General features: G+C 58.3%; 25 protein-coding genes. 10 read left to right on the top strand and 15 right to left on the bottom strand.

The features are described from left to right. Nucleotides 1–63: 63 nt before the first annotated feature. Nucleotides 64–1,221, bottom strand: coding sequence for a Do family serine endopeptidase AlgW (gene algW / locus TU76_RS06685; RefSeq protein ID WP_019824995.1), 1,158 nt, complete (start codon nucleotides 1,219–1,221; stop codon nucleotides 64–66). Between the two features lie 100 nt (nucleotides 1,222–1,321). Here algW and TU76_RS06690 point away from each other — a divergent pair, with 100 nt between their 5' ends. From TU76_RS06690 to cysN, 3 genes are all read left to right on the top strand, one after another. Further along, a complete protein-coding gene (locus TU76_RS06690) occupies nucleotides 1,322–2,080 on the top strand; it encodes a Nif3-like dinuclear metal center hexameric protein (protein WP_019824992.1) in 759 nt (252 codons plus the stop codon). Between the two features lie 222 nt (nucleotides 2,081–2,302). Then, nucleotides 2,303–3,220, top strand: coding sequence for a sulfate adenylyltransferase subunit CysD (gene cysD, locus TU76_RS06695; protein ID WP_019824990.1), 918 nt, complete (start codon nucleotides 2,303–2,305; stop codon nucleotides 3,218–3,220). 9 nt (nucleotides 3,221–3,229) lie between these two features. Then, the gene (gene cysN / locus TU76_RS06700; RefSeq protein ID WP_019824988.1) at nucleotides 3,230–5,128 is read left to right on the top strand and encodes a sulfate adenylyltransferase subunit CysN; all 1,899 of its coding nucleotides are present in this window, start codon (nucleotides 3,230–3,232) and stop codon (nucleotides 5,126–5,128) included. A gap of 174 nt (nucleotides 5,129–5,302) precedes the next feature. Here cysN and TU76_RS06705 read toward each other — a convergent pair whose 3' ends face one another. Genes TU76_RS06705 through TU76_RS06715 form a run of 3 tightly spaced genes read right to left on the bottom strand, consistent with a single transcriptional unit; the run spans nucleotide 5,303 to nucleotide 8,706 of the window. After that, nucleotides 5,303–6,208 (bottom strand): acyltransferase, encoded by a 906-nt coding sequence (locus TU76_RS06705; protein ID WP_048351322.1) that lies wholly within the window; start codon nucleotides 6,206–6,208, stop codon nucleotides 5,303–5,305. Then, nucleotides 6,209–8,308, bottom strand: coding sequence for a phosphate acetyltransferase (pta, locus tag TU76_RS06710; protein WP_019824981.1), 2,100 nt, complete (start codon nucleotides 8,306–8,308; stop codon nucleotides 6,209–6,211). A gap of 59 nt (nucleotides 8,309–8,367) precedes the next feature. Beyond that, complete coding sequence (locus tag TU76_RS06715) at nucleotides 8,368–8,706, bottom strand: DUF3565 domain-containing protein (protein WP_019824980.1); 339 nt, start codon at nucleotides 8,704–8,706, stop codon at nucleotides 8,368–8,370. Here TU76_RS06715 and TU76_RS06720 point away from each other — a divergent pair. Both TU76_RS06720 and TU76_RS06725 read left to right on the top strand, forming a co-directional pair. Next, nucleotides 8,675–9,160, top strand: coding sequence for an FKBP-type peptidyl-prolyl cis-trans isomerase (locus tag TU76_RS06720; RefSeq protein WP_019824979.1), 486 nt, complete (start codon nucleotides 8,675–8,677; stop codon nucleotides 9,158–9,160). The genes TU76_RS06715 and TU76_RS06720 overlap by 32 nt on opposite strands. Before the next feature lie 133 nt (nucleotides 9,161–9,293). Next, nucleotides 9,294–9,776 (top strand): glutathione peroxidase, encoded by a 483-nt coding sequence (locus TU76_RS06725; RefSeq protein ID WP_019824978.1) that lies wholly within the window; start codon nucleotides 9,294–9,296, stop codon nucleotides 9,774–9,776. Here the strand turns inward: TU76_RS06725 and TU76_RS06730 are convergent. Beyond that, a complete protein-coding gene (locus tag TU76_RS06730; RefSeq protein ID WP_019824976.1) occupies nucleotides 9,773–10,963 on the bottom strand; it encodes a glycosyltransferase family 4 protein in 1,191 nt (396 codons plus the stop codon). The genes TU76_RS06725 and TU76_RS06730 overlap by 4 nt on opposite strands. A 64-nt stretch (nucleotides 10,964–11,027) precedes the next feature. Then, nucleotides 11,028–11,777: a sulfate transporter CysZ gene (cysZ, locus tag TU76_RS06735; protein WP_046810022.1), complete on the bottom strand. Its 750-nt coding sequence runs from the start codon at nucleotides 11,775–11,777 to the stop codon at nucleotides 11,028–11,030. 311 nt (nucleotides 11,778–12,088) lie between these two features. Here cysZ and trxB point away from each other — a divergent pair, with 311 nt between their 5' ends. After that, nucleotides 12,089–13,051, top strand: coding sequence for a thioredoxin-disulfide reductase (gene trxB / locus TU76_RS06740; protein ID WP_019824972.1), 963 nt, complete (start codon nucleotides 12,089–12,091; stop codon nucleotides 13,049–13,051). 116 nt (nucleotides 13,052–13,167) lie between these two features. Here the strand turns inward: trxB and TU76_RS06745 are convergent, their stop codons facing one another. The 6 genes from TU76_RS06745 to TU76_RS06770 form a co-directional block, all read right to left on the bottom strand. Continuing rightward, nucleotides 13,168–13,509: a HopJ type III effector protein gene (locus TU76_RS06745; protein WP_048351323.1), complete on the bottom strand. Its 342-nt coding sequence runs from the start codon at nucleotides 13,507–13,509 to the stop codon at nucleotides 13,168–13,170. Next, nucleotides 13,509–13,799, bottom strand: coding sequence for a DUF1244 domain-containing protein (locus tag TU76_RS06750; RefSeq protein WP_019824969.1), 291 nt, complete (start codon nucleotides 13,797–13,799; stop codon nucleotides 13,509–13,511). The genes TU76_RS06745 and TU76_RS06750 overlap by 1 nt, the downstream gene beginning before the upstream one ends. Nucleotides 13,800–13,813: 14 nt before the next feature. Then, a complete protein-coding gene (folX, locus tag TU76_RS06755) occupies nucleotides 13,814–14,200 on the bottom strand; it encodes a dihydroneopterin triphosphate 2'-epimerase (protein WP_019824968.1) in 387 nt (128 codons plus the stop codon). Further along, the gene (gene folE / locus TU76_RS06760) at nucleotides 14,200–14,760 is read right to left on the bottom strand and encodes a GTP cyclohydrolase I FolE (RefSeq protein ID WP_019824967.1); all 561 of its coding nucleotides are present in this window, start codon (nucleotides 14,758–14,760) and stop codon (nucleotides 14,200–14,202) included. Before folE ends, folX begins: the two co-directional genes overlap by 1 nt. 25 nt (nucleotides 14,761–14,785) lie before the next feature. Then, entirely contained in the window at nucleotides 14,786–15,496 is a 711-nt protein-coding gene (gene folM, locus TU76_RS06765; protein WP_019824965.1) for a dihydromonapterin reductase, read from the bottom strand. Between the two features lie 88 nt (nucleotides 15,497–15,584). Next, on the bottom strand, nucleotides 15,585–16,154 hold the full coding sequence (locus tag TU76_RS06770) for a putative antibiotic biosynthesis monooxygenase (protein ID WP_048351324.1): 570 nt from the start codon (nucleotides 16,152–16,154) through the stop codon (nucleotides 15,585–15,587). 215 nt (nucleotides 16,155–16,369) lie between these two features. On the opposite strand from TU76_RS06770, the gene TU76_RS06775 reads away from it, so the two are divergent. Continuing rightward, nucleotides 16,370–17,302, top strand: coding sequence for a MerR family transcriptional regulator (locus tag TU76_RS06775; RefSeq protein WP_019824962.1), 933 nt, complete (start codon nucleotides 16,370–16,372; stop codon nucleotides 17,300–17,302). 6 nt (nucleotides 17,303–17,308) lie between these two features. On the opposite strand, the gene TU76_RS06780 is transcribed toward TU76_RS06775, so the two are convergent. Next, on the bottom strand, nucleotides 17,309–17,914 hold the full coding sequence (locus TU76_RS06780; protein ID WP_046810018.1) for a hypothetical protein: 606 nt from the start codon (nucleotides 17,912–17,914) through the stop codon (nucleotides 17,309–17,311). A 57-nt stretch (nucleotides 17,915–17,971) separates the two neighbouring features. Then, the gene (locus TU76_RS06785; protein ID WP_048351325.1) at nucleotides 17,972–18,439 is read right to left on the bottom strand and encodes a PAS domain-containing protein; all 468 of its coding nucleotides are present in this window, start codon (nucleotides 18,437–18,439) and stop codon (nucleotides 17,972–17,974) included. A gap of 110 nt (nucleotides 18,440–18,549) precedes the next feature. Between TU76_RS06785 and TU76_RS06790 the strand changes: the two genes are divergently transcribed. Next, the gene (locus tag TU76_RS06790) at nucleotides 18,550–19,005 is read left to right on the top strand and encodes a flavodoxin (RefSeq protein WP_019824959.1); all 456 of its coding nucleotides are present in this window, start codon (nucleotides 18,550–18,552) and stop codon (nucleotides 19,003–19,005) included. Here TU76_RS06790 and TU76_RS06795 read toward each other — a convergent pair. After that, nucleotides 18,986–19,882 (bottom strand): LysR family transcriptional regulator, encoded by an 897-nt coding sequence (locus tag TU76_RS06795; RefSeq protein WP_048351326.1) that lies wholly within the window; start codon nucleotides 19,880–19,882, stop codon nucleotides 18,986–18,988. The two genes, TU76_RS06790 and TU76_RS06795, sit on opposite strands and share 20 nt — an antisense overlap. A 99-nt stretch (nucleotides 19,883–19,981) precedes the next feature. Between TU76_RS06795 and TU76_RS06800 the strand changes: the two genes are divergently transcribed. Then, entirely contained in the window at nucleotides 19,982–20,368 is a 387-nt protein-coding gene (locus TU76_RS06800; protein ID WP_048351327.1) for a CidA/LrgA family protein, read from the top strand. Continuing rightward, nucleotides 20,358–21,050, top strand: coding sequence for an LrgB family protein (locus TU76_RS06805; protein ID WP_046810017.1), 693 nt, complete (start codon nucleotides 20,358–20,360; stop codon nucleotides 21,048–21,050). The genes TU76_RS06800 and TU76_RS06805 overlap by 11 nt, the downstream gene beginning before the upstream one ends. Nucleotides 21,051–21,393: the final 343 nt, after the last annotated feature.

Raw genomic sequence — 21,393 nt, forward strand, 5'->3', positions numbered from 1 at the left:
GCGAAGACGCCCTATCGTGAACGACTTTCGCGAGCAGGCTCGCTCCCACAGTTAATTTACCGCTTACTCTTCTTTCTGCGGCGGCTGCTCCTGCGGCGGGCGCAGGCCCACTTCGGCGGTGAGCTTGAGCTCTTTGCCGTTACGCATGACCTGGATCGTGATCTTGTCCGAAGGTTTGATCCGCGCTACCTGATTCATTGATCGACGACCATCGCTGGCAGGCTCGCCATCGATGCTCAGAATCACGTCCCCCAGTTCAAGGCCGGCTTTTTGCGCCGGGCCACCACGGAAAATGCCCGCGACAACAATTCCCGGGCGTCCACTGAGACCAAACGACTCGGCCAGTTCCTGGGTCAAGGGCTGCACCTCAATCCCCAGCCAGCCGCGAATGACCTGGCCGTGCTCGATTATCGACTTCATGACCTCCATCGCCAGATTGATCGGGATTGCGAAGCCGATGCCTTGCGAGCCGCCTGACTTAGAGAAAATCGCGGTGTTGATCCCGGTCAGGTTGCCGTTGGCATCGACCAGTGCGCCGCCCGAGTTGCCCGGGTTGATCGCGGCATCGGTCTGGATAAAGTCTTCGTAGTTGTTCAGGCCCAGCTGGTTGCGGCCTGTAGCGCTGATGATGCCCATGGTGGTGGTTTGACCCACGCCAAACGGATTACCAATCGCCAGGGCAATGTCACCGATACGCAGAGTGTCCGAGCGGCCGATGGTGATTGCCGGCAGATTCTTGAGGTCTATCTTCAGCACTGCAAGGTCAGTTTCGGGGTCGCTGCCGATGACCCGGGCGTGTGTTTCACGACCGTCCTTTAGCGCCACCACAATCTGGTCTGCACCTGCGACCACGTGGTTATTGGTCAGCAAGTAGCCTTCGGGGCTCATAAGCACCGCCGAACCGAGGCTGGACTCCATGCGTTTTTGCTTGGGCTCGTTGTTACCGAAAAAATGCCTGAACTGCGGGTCTTCAAACAATGGCCTGGCATTTTTGTTCACCACCTTGGTGGTGTACAGGTTGGCCACGGCAGGCGCGGCACGCACCACCGCGTCGGCATAGGTCACCGGCCCCTGCTGTACGTAACTGGTTTGCGGGGCTTGTTGCAGATTAACGTCCAGGCTCGGCAGTCCAACCCATTGCGGGTAACGCTGAATAATCAGCAAAGCGATAAGCACGCCAGCCAGCAATGGCCAGCCAAAAAAACGCAAAGCCTTAAACATTGAACTCAGTCCTGAAGGTTGCAGAGCCATTCTGACGGCCCATAATGGCGCCATTATACGAGGGCCGCCCGGCTCTGAACGCTATATTTAGGAGTCTTTTATGGCTGTCGCTCTTAGCACGCTGGTAGAAGAAGCAAATCGTTACCTCAATTGCGCCGCCATCAGTGATTACTGCCCCAACGGTCTGCAGGTCGAAGGTCGCCCCCAAGTGATGCGCATCGTCAGTGGCGTGACCGCCAGCCAGGCTTTGCTGGATGCCGCCGTCGAAGCCCAGGCTGATCTGGTGCTCGTGCATCATGGTTACTTCTGGAAGGGTGAAGATCCCTGCGTGACCGGGATGAAGCAGCGTCGCCTCAAAACCCTGCTCAAGCACGACATCAGCCTGCTGGCGTATCACTTGCCACTGGATCTGCATCCCGAGGTGGGCAACAACGTGCAACTGGCGCGGCAACTGGATATCACCGTCGAAGGCCCGCTTGATCCTGGTAATTCGAAAGTGGTGGGGTTGGTGGGCTCTTTGGCCGAACCTGTGACCGCCCGTGATTTTGCGCGCCGTGTGCAAGAGGCGCTCGGGCGTGAGCCGCTGCTGATTGAAGGCAGTGAAATGATCCGCCGCGTGGGCTGGTGCACCGGTGGCGGGCAGGGTTACATCGATCAGGCGGTGCTGGCGGGCGTTGACCTGTACCTGAGCGGCGAAGCCTCGGAGCAGACCTTCCACAGTGCCCGGGAAAACGACATCAGCTTTATTGCCGCCGGGCACCACGCGACCGAGCGCTATGGCGTGCAGGCATTGGGTGACTACCTGGCGCGGCGCTTTGCCGTTGAGCACTTGTTTATCGATTGCCCAAATCCGATCTGAATCCTAAACGCGTGGGAACGAGCCTGCTCGCGAAGAGGTCATCAGTTGCATCGCTTTCGCGAGCAGGCTCGCTCCCACAGGCAATTACAGCCCAAACTCCGGGGTCTATTCTTAGACCGTTTCGATCTAGTTGGGGTCATCTATATAAGGGGGCGCTGTGCTAGCATTCCCCGCTCGAACACGGCCCGCAGGCCGTTCATAAGATAGCTTTCGTGAGTAGCCATGGTCGACAAACTGACGCATCTGAAACAGCTGGAGGCGGAAAGCATCCACATCATCCGCGAGGTGGCCGCCGAGTTCGATAACCCGGTGATGCTGTACTCGATCGGTAAAGACTCCGCCGTGATGCTGCACCTTGCACGCAAGGCATTTTTCCCTGGCAAGCTGCCGTTTCCGGTGATGCATGTCGACACTCGCTGGAAATTCCAGGAGATGTACAGCTTTCGGGACAAGATGGTCGCCGAGCTGGGTCTGGACCTGATCACTCACGTTAACCCGGACGGCGTGGCTCAAGGGATCAACCCTTTCACCCACGGCAGTGCCAAGCACACCGACATCATGAAAACCGAGGGCCTTAAGCAGGCTCTGGACAAGTACGGCTTCGATGCCGCCTTTGGTGGCGCCCGTCGCGACGAAGAAAAGTCCCGTGCCAAAGAGCGCGTGTACTCCTTCCGTGACAGCAAGCACCGCTGGGATCCGAAAAACCAGCGCCCCGAGTTGTGGAACGTCTACAACGGCAACGTCAACAAGGGCGAGTCGATCCGGGTTTTCCCGCTGTCGAACTGGACCGAGCTCGATATCTGGCAATACATCTATCTCGAAGGCATCCCGATTGTGCCGCTGTACTTTGCGGCCGAACGCGACGTGATCGAGAAGAACGGCACGCTGATCATGATCGACGACGAACGCATCCTTGAGCACCTGTCTGATGAAGACAAGGCTCGAATCGTCAAGAAAAAGGTCCGCTTCCGTACCCTGGGATGCTACCCGCTGACGGGAGCTGTGGAGTCAGAGGCTGAAACCCTGACCGACATCATCCAGGAAATGCTCCTGACGCGAACTTCCGAGCGCCAGGGCCGAGTCATCGACCACGATGGCGCAGGCTCAATGGAAGATAAAAAACGTCAAGGTTATTTCTAAGGGGTTGTCATGTCGCATGTATCTGATTTGATCAGCGAGGACATCCTCGCCTACCTGGGCCAGCACGAGCGCAAAGAGATGTTGCGCTTCCTGACCTGCGGCAACGTCGACGACGGCAAAAGCACCCTGATCGGGCGCCTGCTGCACGACTCCAAGATGATTTACGAAGACCATCTGGAAGCCATAACCCGCGATTCGAAAAAAAGCGGCACCACGGGCGACGATATCGACCTGGCACTGCTGGTAGACGGTCTGCAAGCCGAGCGCGAGCAGGGCATTACCATTGACGTGGCGTATCGCTATTTTTCTACCGCCAAGCGCAAATTCATCATTGCCGACACCCCCGGCCATGAGCAGTACACCCGCAACATGGCCACCGGCGCGTCCACCTGTGACCTGGCGATCATTCTGGTCGATGCCCGTTACGGCGTGCAGACCCAGACCCGTCGCCACAGCTTTATTGCCTCGTTGTTGGGCATCAAGCATATCGTTGTGGCCATCAACAAGATGGACCTCAAGGGTTTTGACGAAGGTGTGTTCGAGTCGATCAAGGCCGACTACCTGAAGTTTGCCGAGGGCTTGAAGCTCAAGCCGACCAGCCTGCACTTTGTGCCGATGTCAGCCCTCAAGGGCGACAACGTGGTCAACAAGTCCGAGCGCTCGCCGTGGTACACCGGCCAGTCGCTGATGGAAATCCTTGAAACCGTGGAAGTGGCGGCCGACCGCAACCTCACCGACCTGCGCTTCCCGGTGCAGTACGTGAACCGTCCGAACCTCAACTTCCGTGGTTTTGCCGGCACCCTGGCCAGCGGCATTGTGCACAAGGGCGATGAAATCGTTGTGCTGCCGTCGGGCAAGAGCAGCCGTGTCAAATCCATCGTGACCTTTGAGGGTGAGCTGGAGCACGCAGGCCCCGGGCAGGCAGTTACGCTGACCATGGAAGACGAGATCGATATCTCCCGTGGCGACCTGTTGGTGCATGCCGACAACGTGCCGCTGGTGACTGACAACTTCGAAGCCATGCTGGTGTGGATGGCTGAAGAGCCGATGCTGCCGGGCAAGAAGTACGACATCAAGCGCGCGACCAGCTACGTACCGGGTTCGATTGCCAGCATCGTCAACAAAGTCGATGTGAACACCCTGGAAGAAGGTCCGGCCAGCGCTTTGCAGCTGAACGAAATCGGCAAGGTCAAAATCAGCCTCGACGCGCCAATTGCGCTGGATGGTTATGACAGCAACCGCACCACCGGTTCGTTCATCATCATCGACCGCCTGACCAATGGCACCGTCGGTGCCGGCATGATCGTTGCCCAGCCGTTGAGTCATGGCAGCGCAACCCATCACGGCAAACTGGCGCACGTGGCTGTTGAAGAGCGTGCCCAGCGTTTTGGTCAGCAACCGGCCACCGTGTTGTTCAGCGGCCTGTCGGGTGCTGGTAAAAGCACCTTGGCCTATGCGGTTGAACGCAAGTTGTTCGATATGGGGCGTGCGGTATTTGTACTGGATGGCCAGAACCTGCGCCATGACCTGAACAAGGGCCTGCCACAGGATCGTGCCGGGCGCACTGAAAACTGGCGTCGTGCGGCTCACGTGGCGCGTCAGTTCAACGAAGCCGGTCTACTGACACTGGCCGCCTTCGTGGCCCCGGATGCCGAAGGCCGTGAACAGGCCAAGGCGCTGATTGGCAGCGACCGCCTGGTGACCGTTTATGTTCAGGCCTCCCCGGCCGTGTGCGCCGAGCGTGACCCGCAAGGGCTTTATGCAGCGGGTGGTGACAACATTCCGGGTGAATCCTTCCCGTATGACGTGCCGTTAGATGCCGACCTAGTGGTCGATACCCAATCGCTGTCGCTGGAAGAGAGCGTCAAGTTGGTCCTGGACCTGTTGCGTCAACGCGGCGCGATTTAAGCCGCACTAAAAAGCCCGCCACCGAGAGATCGGTGGCGGGTTTTTTATTGGGTTTCAGATGCCGGAAATGCCCCTGTGGGAGCGGGCTTGCTCGCGATGGTATCAATCCGGTTCTTCAGCCAAACCGGGGCGCCTGCATCGCGAGCAAGCCCGCTTCCACAAGATCCAGAGACATCAGGTGTTGGGAAACTCGCGATGCAAGTCCTCTAGCAGCCGGTCTTTGTCTTCCCACAACTGATTGATCCAGCCCTGAAACGCCAGCCGGTACTCGGGGTCCTGATCGTAGTTTTTACCCAGAAACTCAGCCGGGATCTGCACCTCTTCAAACACCACGACCACGTCCTTCACATTGCCGCACAGCAAGTCCCAATACCCTGGACGCCCGCCCGGGTAGTGAATGGTCACGTTGACGATCGATTGCAGTTGTTCACCCATCGCATCCAGCACAAAGGCGATGCCGCCGGCCTTGGGCTTGAGCAGGTAGCGAAACGGCGAATTCTGCTGCGCGTGCTTGGCCTCGGTAAACCGCGTGCCTTCTACGAAGTTGAAGATCCCCACGGACTTATTCTTGAACTTTGCGCAGGTTTTACGAGTGGTCGCCAGGTCCGCGCCTTTTTTCTCCGGGTGCTTGGCCAGGTAGGCTTTGGAGTAACGCTTCATGAACGGAAAGCCCAGCGCCCACCACGCCAGGCCAATGACCGGCACCCATATCAGTTCTTGCTTGAGGAAAAACTTCAGCGGGCGGATACGTTTGTTGAGCACGTATTGCAGCACCATGATGTCGACCCAGCTCTGGTGGTTGCTGGTCACCAGATACGAGTGCTCATAGTCCAGCCCTTCAAGGCCCTTGATGTGCCAGCGGGTCTTGCGCAGCAAGTCCATCCAGCGATTGTTATTGGCGATCCAGGCTTCATGGATACGGCGCATCAATTCGTCGGTTACCCGCTGGGCTGCCGAGAATGGCAGGCACAGTTTGAAAATCGCGACGATAAACAATGGCGTGCAACACACGATGGTGTTGAGCGCCAGCAGCAGCGAAGCAATGACGCCGCGTAACGGTGCAGGCAAGAAGTCCAGCATTTAAATATCCATAGGTCGGTTGGCGGCTTGAATCGCCGTGAGAGCGATGGTGTAGACAATGTCGTCCACCTGAGCGCCGCGTGGCAGATCGTTCACCGGCTTGCGTAGGCCTTGCAGCATCGGCCCAAGGCTGACGCAATCGGCGCTGCGTTGTACGGCTTTGTGGGTGGTGTTGCCGGTATTCAGGTCCGGGAACACGAAAACCGTGGCCCGGCCGGCCACCTTGCTGTTGGGGGCCAGTTGCCTGGCGACCACTTCGTTGGCGGCGGCATCGTATTGCAGCGGGCCGTCGATCAGCAGTGAGTGCTGGGCTTCGTGAGCCAGCAAAGTGGCTTCACGGACTTTTTCGACTTCCTCGCCACTGGCGGACTCACCGCTCGAGTAGCTGATCATTGCCACCCGCGGGGTGATGCCGAACGCTGCGGCAGAGTCGGCGCTTTGCAGGGCGATTTCGGCCAGTTCGGTGGCCGAGGGGTGCGGGTTCATCACGCAGTCGCCGTACACCAGCACCTGTTCGGGGAACAGCATAAAGAACACCGACGACACCAGCGTGCAGCCCGGTGCCGTTTTGATCAACTGCAGGGCAGGGCGGATGGTGTTGGCGGTGGAGTGGATAACCCCTGACACCAGACCGTCGACCTCATCCAGCGCCAGCATCATGGTGCCAATCACCACCGGGTCTTCCAGCTGTTGCTCCGCCATGGGGGCGTTGATGCTTTTGGTTTTGCGCAGGGCCACCATGGGTTCGACGTAGCGGGCGCGGATCAGGTCCGGGTCGAGAATCTCCAGGCCCTCGGGCAGTTCGAAACCGTGGGCCTTGGCCACCGCGTGGACTTCTTCGGGCTTGGCCAACAATACACAGCGGGCGATGCCGCGAGCCTGGCATATGGCTGCCGCCTGCACGGTCAGCGGCTCGCTGCCTTCGGGCAACACGATGCGCTTGTTGGCTTGCTGGGCGCGCTGGATCAGTTGATAGCGGAAGACGGCAGGGGTCAGGCGCATTTCCCGTGGCGTGCCACAGCGCTGATGCAACCAATGGGCGTCGAGGTGGCTGGCGACAAAGTCGGTGATGATCTCCGCACGCTCGCGGTCATCGATCGGAATTTCCTTGTTCAGACCATTGAGGCGGTTGGCCGTGTCGTACGACCCCGTGCTCACCGACAGCACGGGCAGCCCTGCTTGCAATGCCCCACGGCAAAGCTCCATCAGGCGCGGATCGGGCTGGGTGTCGCTGGTCAGCAGCAGACCCGCCAACGGAACCCCGTTCATCGCGGCCAGGCTGACGGCCAGGATGATGTCGTCGCGATCACCGGGGGTGACGACCAGCACGCCTGGTTTGAGTAGTTGCAGAGTGTTGAGCACGGTGCGGGCGCACAAAATGATTTTCGACATGCGTCGGGTTTCATAATCTCCGGCATTGAGCACCTGGGCGCCAAGCAGTTCGGCGACATCCCGGGTGCGCGGGGCGTTGAGTTCAGGCTGATACGGAATGCAGCCCAGCAGCTTGAAATCGCCGCTACGCAGCAAGGGCGAATGCTCTTTAAGGCGTGCCGAGAAAACTTCCATGCTTTCGTCGGTGCGCACCTTGTTGAGGATCACACCGAGCACTTTCGGGTCCTTGGGCCCGCCAAACAGCTGTGCCTGCAACTCAACCCGGCCGGAAAGCTCGGTCAGCACTTCGTTTTCAGGTGCCGAGACCAGGATCACTTCTGCATCCAGGCTCTTTGCCAGGTGCAAGTTGACCCGTGCCGCATAGCTGGCGGTACGGGTGGGCACCATGCCTTCTACGATCAGAACGTCCTTGCCGATGGCGGCCTGTTGATAGAGGTTGATGATCTCTTCGAGCAGCTCATCCAGTTGGCCGTCACCGAGCATGCGCTCCACATGCGCCAGCCCCAGCGGGGTAGGCGGCTTGAGGCCATGGGTGCGGGCAATCAGCTCGGTAGAGCGTTCAGGGCCAAGATCGCCCGGATGCGGCTGGGCAATGGGCTTGAAAAACCCGACTTTCAACCCGGCGCGCTCCAGGGTGCGAACCAGGCCCAGGCTAATGGAGGTCAGACCCACACCAAAGTCGGTGGGAGCGATAAAGAAAGTTTGCATGCGAGCTTCCTGACGTGGCAGTGCAAGGGCAACACCCTTTAAGCGGGCTTGTGCCTGAATCAATTGCCAAGATTAGCGCTATCCGCGTCTTGAGCACACCAGCCACAGTCAAAGGGCTGGCCTATTTTTGCCTGGCGTTGCTCAGGGTCAAGCACCCAGGGTCTTGATTGCCAGGGCGGTTGGTGACGGTGGTGTTGGGTATGGCCGCAGGAGAGCACGGCAACCCAGTGCTCCTCTTCATCCTGACGCCAGCCAATGATCGTTGAAGTTTTCAAAATTATCCGTTGGTCTTGGTTGTGTTCGCTTTCGGGCGATTGCTTGGTTAAACTTGCGAACTCATTATTTTTTTGCAAAAGGTCTCGCCCCATGACGATCGCCGCCAATAAGGCTGTCTCCATCGACTATACCCTGACCAATGACGCTGGTGAGGTCATCGACAGTTCTGCCGGCGGCGCGCCGCTGGTCTACCTGCAAGGTGCAGGTAACATCATTCCGGGTCTGGAAAAGGCTCTGATCGGTAAGGCTGTTGGTGATGAGCTGGACGTCAGCGTTGAACCTGAAGACGCTTACGGCGAGTACTCCGCTGAGCTGGTAAGCACGTTGAGCGCCAGCATGTTCGAAGGCGTTGACCAACTGGAAGTTGGCATGCAGTTCCACGCTTCGGCGCCGGACGGCCAAATGCAGATCGTGACCATCCGTGATCTGGACGGCGACGACGTGACCGTTGATGGTAACCACCCACTGGCTGGTCAGCGTCTGAACTTCAAGGTCAAGGTAGTTGCTATTCGTGACGCAAGCGAAGAAGAAATCGCTCACGGCCACGTACACGGTGAAGGCGGTCACCAGCACTGATAAGTGCTGCTACGCTCACGTGTGAACTTGCCAGGAAGGCGCCTACGGGCGCCTTTTTTTATCCTGGTCGATTACTGCAATCGGTGCATCGGACGATTGTTTGAATGTAGATACAGAAATCCTGGAGTCCGTCATGAGTGCTTTTCACGAACTTATCCTAGATGCGCTGGATGGCAAGCCGCTCCCACTGGAAACCTTTAAAGGCAAGGTGGTGCTGGTAGTGAACGTGGCCTCCAAGTGCGGCTTGACCCCTCAATATGCAGCACTGGAAAACCTGTATCAGCAATTCAAGGGCCAGGGTTTCAGCGTTTTAGGTGTGCCCTGCAATCAGTTCGCCGGGCAAGAGCCGGGTACCGAACAGCAAATCCAGGCGTTTTGCAGCCTCAACTACGGGGTCAGTTTCCCTCTGAGCAGCAAGCTTGAGGTCAACGGGCCTGACCGTCACCAGCTCTATCGATTGCTGGCAGGCGAGGGGGCCGAGTTTGAGGGGGAGATCACCTGGAACTTCGAGAAGTTTTTGGTCGGCAAGGATGGCCGGGTGTTGGCGAGATTCTCGCCGCGCACCGCGCCGGACGATGCCACGGTGATTCAGGCGATTGAAAAATCCCTGGCTTAAGGTTTTTTTACCACGACGTGAATGGGCACCGGGGCTGCACACATGGAGCCCTGGCAAGCTCGCTGCAGCTGGCTTTCGAACTGTTCGACAATCCCTGACCAGCTTTGGCGGCTGGCATGACGACGAGCATTGAGGCGCAGGGTGCGTAAGGTCTCCGGGTCTTCGAGAAGCCAGCAGGCGGCTTCGATCCATGCGTATTCGTCCCCCGGCATGGCCAACACTCCGTTGTAACCGTGTCGGATATGCAGGCCCGCAGCGGCCTCGTCATAGGCAACCACGCCCAAGCCAGAGGCCTGTGCTTCGAGCACCACATTGCCAAATGTCTCGCTCAGGCTCGGGAATAAAAACACATCCCCGCACGCGTAATGACTGGCCAGGGCTTGCCCTGACTGCTGGCCGCAAAATATCGCTTCAGGCAATGAGGCTTCCAGCGTCGAGCGTTTTGAACCGTCGCCCACCACGATCAACTTGAAGCGGCGCGCGGGATATCGGGCTTGCAGCGCATCAAGACAGCGCTTGAGAGCGCCCAGATTTTTTTCCGGTGCCAGACGCCCCACATATAACAGCGCAATATCGTTTTCTCCCAGCCCCCAGCTGCGGCGCAACGCGTCCTGGCGTTTTGCAGGGCTGAACAACTGGCTGTCGACGCCGCGAGGGAGCAGTTCCAGTCGTTCAAAATGCCTGCGCGCAAGCTCCACGCGCTGGCTGGTACTGGGGACCAGAGTCAAGGCCGAGCGATTGTGGAACCAGCGCAAATAGTGCGTCAGTGCGCGGGTGAACAGGGTCAGGCCGTGTTGACGCAAGTACTGCTGGAAGTTGGTATGAAACCCCGTGACCGCAGTAATCCCCAAGCGACGCGCAACCCGCAGTGCACATAAGCCCAACGGTCCCTCAGTGGCGATGTAAACCACATCCGGAGGTTGTTGGCGCCAGCGTTTGGTCAAGCGATGGGTGGAGGTCAGGCCCCATTGCAGGCCGGGATAACCGGGGAGCGGCAGACCCCGGCACAGCATCAGCTCATCGTTGCTGCGCTGGCCACCATCGTCGGCCTGGCGCGGGCGTACCAGTTCCACGCGATGATTGCGCGCGCGCAAGCCATCACACAGCTGGCCAAGAGTATTGGCGACACCATTGATTTCAGGGGCGAAGGTTTCGGTGATCAGGGCGATATGCAGGGCTGTGGTCATGACCCCAGTGTGTCGGGGGGTCATGACGCCCATGTGTCACGGTGATGATGGATTTATGAAGCCGTTAGCGGGACGCCAGCGCTTCTTCGCCCCGCTCGCGCACCCAGAACAGCGTCGCTCCGGCCACGGCGGCCGGCATCATCAGGATATTGACCACAGGGATCAACAGCACCAGATAGACGATGCCGCCAAAACTCATGCTCTGCCAGCGCTTCTCGCGTAGCCAGGCGAGCATCTCGTTCCAGCCCAGCTTGTGGTTGTCGGCCGGGTAGTCGATGTACTGGATAGCCATCATCCAGATCCCGAACAGTAGCCACAGCGGCGCCGCGATCAGGTTGAGCACCGGTATGAACGAAAGGATCAACAGCGCAATGGCCCGTGGCAGGAAGTAGCCCAGCTTGCGCATTTCACGGGCCAGGGTGCGGGGCACCATCGCCATCAGTTCACCCCAGCTGAAGGGCGGTGAGTTATCGACCCCGCGTACTACGGCCTCGACTTTTTCCGATAGAAAACCGTTAAACGGCGCGGCAATGATGTTGGCCAGCATGGTGAAGGTAAAAAACACCATCAACGCCACCAGGACCACGAACAGCGGCCACAATACGTAGTTGAGAAAGCTGAGCCAGCTGGGCAGCGACGGCATCAGGGTATCGACCCAGAGGCTGAACTGATGCCCGGCGAAGTAAATCAATCCGACGAACAGCACCAGATTGATCAGCAACGGCAGCAGCACGAACAAGCGCAGGCCAGGGCTGAGAACCAACTTTAGGCCTTCACGCAGGTACTGCGGGCCAGAGAGAACGGGGGCGGGCATAGAGTGCTCCGAGCAGTGGAAAACCGGGCGACCTTAACGGCTTTAGCTGTAGGACGAAAGCCTTGTCGCAGTATCGACAATAACTGTAACAAAGCCGTCTAAAATCGAATTCGCCTACATAGAGACCTGCTATGAGCTGGATTGTTAATGCGTATTTCCTTACTCTCTTCGGCCTCTATAAGCTTCACCCATATTTTTCAGGATCTGCGTGTATCAGGCATAGCCTGGGCAGGTTTACGGTTTCTTTTTATTCCAGCCGGTAATGCGGCATTCCGACCCGGTTTCACTGCGGGCGGTCATAGGAGTGAGTCATGTCTGAAGTACGTCATTCGCGTGTGATTATTCTGGGTTCCGGCCCTGCCGGTTACAGCGCCGCGGTCTACGCGGCCCGCGCCAACCTCAAGCCACTGCTGATTACGGGCATGCAGGCTGGCGGTCAATTGACCACCACCACTGAAGTTGACAACTGGCCGGGTGATGTACACGGCCTGACCGGTCCGGCCTTGATGGACCGCATGCGTGAGCACGCCGAGCGTTTCGAGACTGAAATCGTTTTCGACCACATCAATGAAGTGGATCTGAAAAACAAGCCGTTCACCCTCAAGGGCGACAGCGGCACGTTCACCTGCGATTCGTTGATCATCGCCACCGGCGCCAGCGCCCGTTACCTAGGGCTGCCGTCTGAAGAAGCGTTCATGGGCAAGGGCGTTTCCGCCTGTGCAACCTGTGACGGTTTCTTCTATCGCAACAAGCCGGTTGCCGTGGTAGGTGGTGGTAACACCGCCGTTGAAGAGGCGCTGTACCTGGCCAACATCGCCAGCAAAGTGACCCTGGTTCACCGTCGCGAAACCTTCCGCGCCGAGAAGATCCTGATCGACAAACTGCACGCACGTGTAGCTGAAGGCAAGATCGAACTCAAGCTGAACGCGACCCTGGACGAAGTGCTGGGCGATAACATGGGTGTGACCGGTGCGCGCCTGAAAAACAACGACGGCAGCTTTGACGAGCTGAAAGTGGACGGCGTCTTCATTGCCATCGGCCACACGCCGAACACTTCGTTGTTCGAAGGCCAGCTGGAGCTTAAAGACGGCTACATGGTTGTGCAGGGCGGCCGTGAAGGTAACGCGACTGCCACCAGCATCGAAGGCGTGTTTGCCGCCGGCGACGTGGCTGACCACGTGTACCGTCAGGCCATCACCTCGGCGGGTGCCGGCTGCATGGCTGCGCTGGACGCTGAACGCTACCTGGACGGCCTGCAGAACGCCCAGTTCTGATAGCCCATCCCAACAAAAAAACCGGCCGAGGCCGGTTTTTTTGTGTCTAGGAGTAAGAGATCCCGTAGCAGCTGCCGAAGGAACGAGGCAGCTGCTACGAAATTATCGATTTTGGCTTACGCCTTGCGCGTCAGCGGCTGTGCGTCGAATTTCACGCCGGCCAGGCCGTGGGCAATCAGCGCACGGATATTGCTGTGGTCTGTACCTTCAGGCGTGGCAAGCACCGAACGGTAATGCTCGCCAAACGCCAACAGCGCCTGCTGATCACTCAAACCTTCCAGCAACGCCAGGCCCAGGGTCTTGCACGAACCTTCATTCTGCCCCGCAGCGTTTTCAACGCCGCCGTTGTTGAAGCCTTGCGGCAGGTAATCGTAGTGCGCTGCGATAAATGCCAGGGTGTCGGCGAAGAGATGTTCGCCGCTGTTGAGGCTGGCGCGCAGGGTGTTCAAATCAGTCATTACTTTTTTCCTTGGGCAAACGCCGCGGTTTGTTCGGCGCTGGCTTCTTTCTGGTAGTGGGATTTCCACTCGGCATACGGCATGCCGTACACCGCTTCACGGGCGTCATCGAGGCTGATGTCGATCTGGCGCTCGTCCGCGGCGGCCTTGTACCACTTGGACAGGCAGTTGCGGCAAAAACCCGAGAGGTTCATCAGGTCAATGTTTTGCACGTCCTTGCGGCTGTCGAGGTGGGCGACCAGACGACGAAATGCGGCGGCTTCGAGTTCGAGTTGTTCTTGGGGGGTCATGGGGTTCACCGAGGTTAGGAAGTTGCAGCCTGGCGGCTTGCCGCCAGCGTGATCGACACCGATTCGGCAAAGCGCAGCGCGTGCGGCTTGTCGACTTCGACTTCGGCATACAGCACGGCCGTGTTGGCCATTACCAGATCCAGCAGTTCTTGGGTCAGGCGCTCCAGCAGGGCGAAGCGGTTTTCTTCGACGTGCTGGATCACGGCCTTGGTGATGGTGCGGTAATTGAGCGCGTGGTCGATGTCGTTATCACGCACCGCCTCCTGTGCCGCGTAGAGAATGGTGAGGTTGATCAACACATCCTGCTTGTTGAGGATTTCTTCCTCATTGATACCGATATACGTGCGCAGGCACAGGTCCTTGACGCGAATACGGGCCATTCCTGGCTGAAGTTGTGGCATTACGACTTACTCCGTCCAATCAATTGCAAGAACTCCATACGGGTGCTCGATTCGCGAAATTCGCCCAGCATGACCGAGGTGTTCATGGTCGAATTCTGTTTTTCTACACCGCGCATCATCATGCACATGTGTTGAGCTTCAATCACCACAGCAACGCCGGCAGCCTGGGTGACGCTCTGGATGGCATCGGCGATTTCCCGGGTGAGGTTTTCCTGGATTTGCAGGCGACGGGCATACATGTCGACGATGCGGGCGATTTTCGACAGCCCCAGCACTTTTCCGGTCGGGATGTATGCCACGTGGGCCTTGCCAATAAACGGCAGCAGATGATGCTCGCAGAGTGAATACAGCTCGATATTGGCCACGATCACCATTTCGTCGCTGTCAGAGGCGAACAAGGCGCCGTTGACGAGGGTCTCCAGGCTCTGTTCATAGCCATGACACAGGTACTGCATGGCTTTGGCTGCGCGCTTGGGGGTGTCGAGCAAACCTTCGCGGTCAGGGTCTTCGCCGATATCAATGAGGATTTCGCGGTAATGCCCGGGCAGTGATGCGCTCATGAAAATACTTCCTCGCGGGGGCGGCTTATTTAAGATGCCGGCCGCCATTGACGGTCAGGGTAGTGCCAGTCACATGGGGGTTGTCCAGCAGATAACGCAGGCTCTGGTAGATCACCTCTGCGCCGGGTTCTATGCCCAGCGCGGATTTGGCCAGCGCTTTGGTGCGGTACGCCGCATCGTCGTCAGGGTTGAATAACAGCATGGCCGGGGCGATACCGTTGACTTTGATCTGTGGCGCCAGTTTAGCCGCGAATGACAGGGTCAGGCTGTCGAGCCCGGCTTTGGTGGCGCAATAGGCAATGTGCTTGCTGCTGCCCTTGCGTGTCACATCGTCGCTGATATGCACGATATCCGCCGCAGTTGAGCGCTGGAGCAGCTCGCTGCAATGCAGGTTGATCAGGTAAGGCGCGAGCATGTGCACGCTGAACATGTGCGTAAAGGCGTCGGCTTCAGTCTGCGGGGTTTCTGCCAGCCAGGCCGAGGCGTTATGAACAATGGCCCGCAAGCAGTCGGTGTGCTCTTTAAGCTGGCGGATAAAGTCCAGAATACCGGCCTCGGTCGAGAAGTCGGCAAACATCGCAATAGCGCCCAGGTCACGCAGGGTTTGTACGCCAGGTTTTTCGCTGCGATAGGTAAAAATCACCGGATAGCCGTCTGCCAGCAGTTGCTGTGCGCAGTGCAAACCTACGCGCTGGCCGGCACCCGTGATCAGGATTGGAGCAGAAGAAGTGGGCATGACGGACTCGGTGCAGGAACGCCGGAAACAGTCGCGGCGCAATGGCAAAACTATACCAGCGTCCGCGACGTAAAGCCCAAGCCCGAGCTTAGTTGCGGTGTGTCGCAATTGCGCTGCGCAGGGGTTTGTCTGGCGAGCGGTGCAGCCAGTTGGCCAGCAAGCGGGTAGACAGCGGAATAAACAGATAAACCATCAGCGGTGTCAACGCCAGGGTGCTGACCAGTACCCGGGGCAGCAGGCTCAATTCGCTCAATAAAGGGGCGCATACAAAGTTGAACAACAACGACACGGGGAAGAAGGCCAGCCAGATGGCAACGGCTTGCTTCCAGCGCGGTGGCCTTTGCCCGGCAGCGCCAAACCAGCCGTCGATTCCGCTGACGCGGTGCTCTGAAGGGTTGGCAAACAAGTCACTGCCGCGCAGCAACCAGGCCTTGCGCGACACTGAATGCTCCCAGGCATGCAATGTCGCTTCATCGGCAAAGCGAAAGATGATTTGAAACTCATCGTCGCCCGGTGGCGGGGCCAACACGCCGGAACCCAGGTATCCGTAAAAGTCCGTGGCCAGTTGTTCGCCTTCATGCAACCAGGCAATCAATTCCTGATAGCGGCCCTTGGCGACGCGGCGCGCAACCATCAACGTGACAGGGGAGGTAGACATCGTGTATCTCCATGAGGCTAATGCTGCCCGGGTAGGGCAGACACAAAACACAGCGCCGGGGTGGTGGGCTGAGTGATGAAAAACAAGCAAGTATCGTTCCGCAATACAGCCCTTCCAGCTTGCGTAGCAGCCATAGGCAGTTGCTTGGGGAGCGGGGGCGCTCATGGGAAATGGAGCGTAGAATGCGCCGATCTACTGCAAACTGTGTCCTACCAATGCCCGTGATTACTGAAGCTGAGCCCATTACACAGGCTGATGACTGCCAAGGTCTCTACCCGATCCGGGAAGTGGCCAGGCTCACCGGCATCAACCCGGTAACCCTGCGTGCGTGGGAGCGGCGTTATGGTTTGATCGAACCAAAACGCACCGAAAGTGGGCATCGGCTGTACTCAGTGACCGATATTGAGTCAATTCGCCTGATCTTGGGCTGGCTTGAGCGTGGGGTTGCCGTCAGCAAAGTCGCGCAATTACTTGCAAACACGAAGCCCGCTGACAATCCGCAGCCCGAGGCCAGCGAGTATGGCGAATGGCAAAGCCGTATCAGCGGTGCGCTCACGGCCTTCAATGAGTCGGAGCTGGAACGCCTCTATGGTCAGATTTATTCCAGTTACCCGGTCGAAGTGGTGTTTCAGGGGATCTTCCTGCCCCTGTGGCAACAGTTGTCAAAAGTTCAGGATGTGTTTGGCCGGACCAGCGAATGGCTGATGCTGGACGGGTTCTTGCGCGGGCGGGTGCAGCATCGTCTGCAATTGCAGGCGGCGGATGCCAGGCAGTGTGTGATGGTGGTGGCAATGCCTGAGCTGTGCCGCGAGCTGGAATTGTTGGTGGCGGGCTTGCTGTTGACCCGCAATGATCGGGTGGTCAGGGTTTTGGCCATCGGCCAACCCCTGGAAGAGTTGTCACTGGTCTGCGAAAAACTCGAACCTGAGGCGGTTGTACTGTATGCCAGTCATGCACTGGGGACGGCGCACCATCGGCGACTGATGCGGCTGGCGCAGACCCTGGATTGCTCGGTGTCATTGGCCGGGGCCGGCTCGAATGTGGCTCAGGAGGCGCTGGCGGGTTCATCCATTGGTTGCCTGGGCAGCGAGGCACTGTTGATGAACCAGCGATTGGACGCTGATCTCAAGGCAACACTGGGCAGTTGATCAAGGTCAGCCGTGCAGGCCTGGATGCGTCAGGCGGTGTTGGTGCAGCATGTATTGGCGCAACCGCTCGGTTTCACCTTTGTCACGCTGACTTAGCCGGTAGGCGTAAAGGCCCAGCTCGGTTTTGCGTTCCAGGGTGCCGCGCAAGGCAATTCGCTCGTATCCGCCGGGGTTGAACCACTGGGAAAACTGGCGGGGCGGCTCGCTGTCGTGACGCATTTCAACCAGAACCCCTTTGAACGAGACTTCAGTGATCCACAGATGACCGGCTTTGCCCCTGATGTTTTCAAGGGGGACCGGTTCTGGCAGCGTCAGGCGCCAAGGGCGAGCTTTTGGCCCGTCTTCGAAGATGCTTGGAGCACCGAGTTGCAGATGCTGAGCATGGAATTCGTCCTCAACCAGACGCAGTGGAAAACTCATTTGCTGGTTGGCGAATTGCGCATGGATAGTGACTTGCTCATGGGCCGCCAGGCGTGTCAGCAGATCACGAATTTGCGACATGCCATTGACCATCAGGCTGGACGACGCATCCCGTCTGTTAAGCAGAGGGTTTTGGTGCATCGTTTGGATGAAATCCAGCTCGTCCTGAGTCAAAAGGGCATCGTGGGACATGATGGGGCTCAAAAAAGGTCTGAAAAAATCGGGATAGCGAGGATCAGACCGCTTTTTTTACGTTTTGTTTAATCCGCTCGTCGCCTTGAGCGCTTGCAGTTCAGCCTGTACAACGGCCAGTTGGGCTTCGAGCTGCGCGACCCGCTGCTCTGCCTTGACCTGTTGGGTGACATTCTTCTGCACACCAATAAAGTAGGTCAGCTTGTCGTTCTCGTTGAACACTGGCGTGATCGACAGCTCATTCCAGAAGTGCGTGCCATCCTTGCGATAGTTGCGCAGTACCTGGCGAGTTGGCTTGCCGCTGGCAATGGCTTCGCGGATCAACTGCAGGCCACGCTGGTCGCGGTCGCCAGCCTGCAAAAAGCGGCAGTCCTGATACAGGATGTCATCGCGGCTGTAGCCGGTGAGGGCTTCAAAGGCGTCGTTAACATAAATCAGGATGTTGTCTTCGCCCTCTTGTTCGGCAACCACAATGCCGTCCTGGGACGCGTCTACCATGCGCTGCAACAAGCGGGCGTTGATCATCGTGCAATTCTCTTTAGTTGTACGGATTGATGCATCTTAAGGCATTGGTACGAGAGCGGTGCCGCACCTGTTAATATCCCAGCCTTTTAGTCAGTTACAGGATCAGATTGATGAAAGTCGCCATCCTTTGCGGCTCGGTATACGGCACTGCTGAAGAAGTCGCCCGTAATGCCAAGCAACTGCTCACTGATGCCGGTTTTGAGGTGTTTCTCAATTCCCGCGCCACCCTTGCCGATATTCAGGCGTTCGCTCCGCAGGCTTTATTGGCTGTGACCTCGACCACGGGGATGGGTGAGCTGCCTGACAACCTTGTGGCGTTGTACAGCGCCATTCGTGACCAGCTGCCTGGCGCGTGGCGCGGCTTGCCGGGTGCGGTGATCGCCTTGGGTGACGAGAGCTACGGCGATACCTTCTGCGGTGGCGGCGAGCAACTGCGCGAGCTGTTTGGCGAGCTTGGCGTTCGCGAAGTACTGCCGATGTTGCGTCTGGATTCCAGCGTTACGGTGACCCCGGAAGAAGATTCAGAGCCCTGGATTGCAGACTTGATCAAAGCCCTGAGCCAGTAACTGGGCGTTCACGCAGCAGCTCAAGCCACGCTTGGGCTGCCCGTGACAAATACGCGCCATCGCGCCAGATAAATGCGATGTCCCAGCGCAGGTAATCCGGTGCTACCAGCTTGACCCGAACCACGCCGGGGCGCACTAGCCCGCGGGCAACCACGCTGGGCAGCAACACCACGCCCTGGCCTGCTGCTACCAGCGCCACCAAAAAATCCGCCTGACCACTGCGCCCGCCTTCCTTGGGAGTAAAGCCCGCTTGCTGGCAGGCCTTCAGAACGCGATCGTTGAGCACAAAGCTGCGCTGATAGAGCAAAAACGGCGTGTCGGCCAATTGTTCAAGGCGCACGCAGGGGCCTTCTGCCAGCGGATGATCAGCCGGGATCAAAACGTCCAGAGGTTCGTCACAAAACGGCTGGTAAGCAAATGCAGGGTTCTTCGGAGTCAGGCTACCGCCCAGTTCAAGTTCTCCACTTAAAACAGCCTTTTCAATATTCAAGCTGCCTTCCTCCAGCAGCTGCACTTGAATATTGGGATAGCGCCGCCGGTATTCAGCAAACAGCCCGGCAAACAGCGTATTGCTGCCCAGTAGCGGCAGGCCAACTCGCAACTCACCCCGGGTCAGATGGCTCAAGTCGTCAAGCTCGCTCAGTAATTCATTGTGCAAACGCAGCATGGCCTCGGCTCGCTGTAGCACCACCTTGCCTGCTGATGTCAGCCGCACCTGTGAGCCCAAGCGGTCGAACAGAGGTGTGCCGAGGCTGTGCTCAAGCTGTGCAACTTGTTTGCTTACCGCTGACTGACTGATGTGCAGGCCGCTGGCAGCCTGGGTAAAGCCTCCCAGGCGTGCGACTTCGACAAAGGTGCGCAGGTGTTTGAATTCCATTGAAGCGATTCCATTTTGGAATGGTTATAAGTCTTACAATTCGTTTTCGGGATGGTAACAGGCTCTTTAAACTGACGGCCTGTCTGAAATGGAAGCATCATGAAACGCTTCGATGTGAAACGCTTGGGTCGGCTGATCAGTGAGCTGGCGGTGTTGTTGGCGCTCTACTTCTTGGGCTGCCAGCTCGCGGCCTGGTGGCACTTGCCAATACCGGGTGGTGTGGTGGGCATGACGCTGTTGCTGCTGGCGTTTGCCCTGGGCTGGGTCAGGCCAGCAACCCTGCAGCTGGGGGCCGGCGTGCTGATGGCTGAAATGCTGTTGTTCTTTATTCCCGCGTTGATGAGCCTGCTCGACTACGGCGTGATCGTGCGTGATGACGGCTGGCGCATCCTGCTGGTGATCGGCGTCAGCACACTGCTGGTGATGGTCGTCACGGCGTTTACCGTAGAGGCGGTATGCCGCTGGAGGGTGCGCCATGAAGCTTGAGCTGATGCCCATGTTCTGGCTGTTGTTCACCCTGGTGACGTACGGTTTTAGCCGCTGGTTGTATCGGCGCACCGGTCGCTATCTGCTGTCGCCGCTGATTCTGGTGCCTGCCTTGCTGCTTGCCGTGGCCGTGCCGTTGCACACCGCCTATGCCGAATATTCAAGCAACACCCATTGGCTGATGCTGGTTCTGGGACCGGTGACAGTCGCGTTCGCCGTGCCGATCTGGCAGCAGCGCAGGTTGCTGGCTCGGCATTGGGTGGCTTTGTTGCTGGGAATGCTGGCCGGCAGCGCGGCGTCCATCGGCAGTTCGTTTTGGTTGGCCAGGGCGCTGTCACTCGACACTGCGCTCACGATGTCATTGGTGCCACGCTCCATCACCACCCCGTTTGCCATGCCGTTGGCGCAAAATTTGGGGGGCGTACCGGAGCTTACGGCTGTGTTTGTAATGTTTACCGGGGTATTCGGCGCGTTGCTGGGAGGGATCTTGCTCAAGTGGTTGCCGCTGCGCAGCAGCCTGGCACGGGGGGCGCTGTTCGGCATCGGTGCCCATGGTGCTGGCGTGAGCCGTGCCCGGGAAGTGGGGAGTGAAGAAGGGTCGGTGGCAGGATTGGTGATGGTGCTGACCGGCATCCTCAACTTGTTCGCCGCGCCGCTGCTGACGATGGTGTTCCACTTTTAGAAGCGCCACACAAGCTCGCTCCCTGGGTTTAGTGCGGGCATAAAAAAGGCCGCTGTAAACAGCGGCCAAGGAAGACGTTCATCAAGGAGCTACAAATCAACGTCAGGGTAAATCGGGGTGCAGAGTCGGTGCGACTCGATGCGTTGGACGTGTGTCCGTGCTGGAAAGTTCGACAAGAATAAGGACTTGCCCGCTGCGGAGTAAGGCCGCTTTGCGACAATCTCTTTTACAGCTTCGACAACAGTTGTGGCGAAAAAATGGCTGTAGCTCAAAGGGTTACCTGTCCGATGAGCAGGTCATAACTATGCAGTTCATGCCCCGGCTATTGGCCGTGTTGAATGCA

The organism is Pseudomonas psychrophila (assembly GCF_001043005.1).
GTDB lineage: Bacteria > Pseudomonadota > Gammaproteobacteria > Pseudomonadales > Pseudomonadaceae > Aquipseudomonas > Aquipseudomonas psychrophila.

What these genes read in the sequence shown, in the direction of transcription:
- algW (WP_019824995.1), bottom strand. Translation starts at nt 1,221, where the DNA reads ATGTTTAAGGCTTTGCGTTTTTTTGGCTGGCCATTGCTGGCTGGCGTG.
- TU76_RS06690 (WP_019824992.1), top strand. Translation starts at nt 1,322, where the DNA reads ATGGCTGTCGCTCTTAGCACGCTGGTAGAAGAAGCAAATCGTTACCTC.
- cysD (WP_019824990.1), top strand. Translation starts at nt 2,303, where the DNA reads ATGGTCGACAAACTGACGCATCTGAAACAGCTGGAGGCGGAAAGCATC.
- cysN (WP_019824988.1), top strand. Translation starts at nt 3,230, where the DNA reads ATGTCGCATGTATCTGATTTGATCAGCGAGGACATCCTCGCCTACCTG.
- TU76_RS06705 (WP_048351322.1), bottom strand. Translation starts at nt 6,208, where the DNA reads ATGCTGGACTTCTTGCCTGCACCGTTACGCGGCGTCATTGCTTCGCTG.
- pta (WP_019824981.1), bottom strand. Translation starts at nt 8,308, where the DNA reads ATGCAAACTTTCTTTATCGCTCCCACCGACTTTGGTGTGGGTCTGACC.
- TU76_RS06720 (WP_019824979.1), top strand. Translation starts at nt 8,675, where the DNA reads ATGACGATCGCCGCCAATAAGGCTGTCTCCATCGACTATACCCTGACC.
- TU76_RS06715 (WP_019824980.1), bottom strand. Translation starts at nt 8,706, where the DNA reads ATGGAGACAGCCTTATTGGCGGCGATCGTCATGGGGCGAGACCTTTTG.
- TU76_RS06725 (WP_019824978.1), top strand. Translation starts at nt 9,294, where the DNA reads ATGAGTGCTTTTCACGAACTTATCCTAGATGCGCTGGATGGCAAGCCG.
- TU76_RS06730 (WP_019824976.1), bottom strand. Translation starts at nt 10,963, where the DNA reads ATGACCACAGCCCTGCATATCGCCCTGATCACCGAAACCTTCGCCCCT.
- cysZ (WP_046810022.1), bottom strand. Translation starts at nt 11,777, where the DNA reads ATGCCCGCCCCCGTTCTCTCTGGCCCGCAGTACCTGCGTGAAGGCCTA.
- trxB (WP_019824972.1), top strand. Translation starts at nt 12,089, where the DNA reads ATGTCTGAAGTACGTCATTCGCGTGTGATTATTCTGGGTTCCGGCCCT.
- TU76_RS06745 (WP_048351323.1), bottom strand. Translation starts at nt 13,509, where the DNA reads ATGACTGATTTGAACACCCTGCGCGCCAGCCTCAACAGCGGCGAACAT.
- TU76_RS06750 (WP_019824969.1), bottom strand. Translation starts at nt 13,799, where the DNA reads ATGACCCCCCAAGAACAACTCGAACTCGAAGCCGCCGCATTTCGTCGT.
- folX (WP_019824968.1), bottom strand. Translation starts at nt 14,200, where the DNA reads ATGCCACAACTTCAGCCAGGAATGGCCCGTATTCGCGTCAAGGACCTG.
- folE (WP_019824967.1), bottom strand. Translation starts at nt 14,760, where the DNA reads ATGAGCGCATCACTGCCCGGGCATTACCGCGAAATCCTCATTGATATC.
- folM (WP_019824965.1), bottom strand. Translation starts at nt 15,496, where the DNA reads ATGCCCACTTCTTCTGCTCCAATCCTGATCACGGGTGCCGGCCAGCGC.
- TU76_RS06770 (WP_048351324.1), bottom strand. Translation starts at nt 16,154, where the DNA reads ATGTCTACCTCCCCTGTCACGTTGATGGTTGCGCGCCGCGTCGCCAAG.
- TU76_RS06775 (WP_019824962.1), top strand. Translation starts at nt 16,370, where the DNA reads ATGCCCGTGATTACTGAAGCTGAGCCCATTACACAGGCTGATGACTGC.
- TU76_RS06780 (WP_046810018.1), bottom strand. Translation starts at nt 17,914, where the DNA reads ATGTCCCACGATGCCCTTTTGACTCAGGACGAGCTGGATTTCATCCAA.
- TU76_RS06785 (WP_048351325.1), bottom strand. Translation starts at nt 18,439, where the DNA reads ATGATCAACGCCCGCTTGTTGCAGCGCATGGTAGACGCGTCCCAGGAC.
- TU76_RS06790 (WP_019824959.1), top strand. Translation starts at nt 18,550, where the DNA reads ATGAAAGTCGCCATCCTTTGCGGCTCGGTATACGGCACTGCTGAAGAA.
- TU76_RS06795 (WP_048351326.1), bottom strand. Translation starts at nt 19,882, where the DNA reads ATGGAATTCAAACACCTGCGCACCTTTGTCGAAGTCGCACGCCTGGGA.
- TU76_RS06800 (WP_048351327.1), top strand. Translation starts at nt 19,982, where the DNA reads ATGAAACGCTTCGATGTGAAACGCTTGGGTCGGCTGATCAGTGAGCTG.
- TU76_RS06805 (WP_046810017.1), top strand. Translation starts at nt 20,358, where the DNA reads ATGAAGCTTGAGCTGATGCCCATGTTCTGGCTGTTGTTCACCCTGGTG.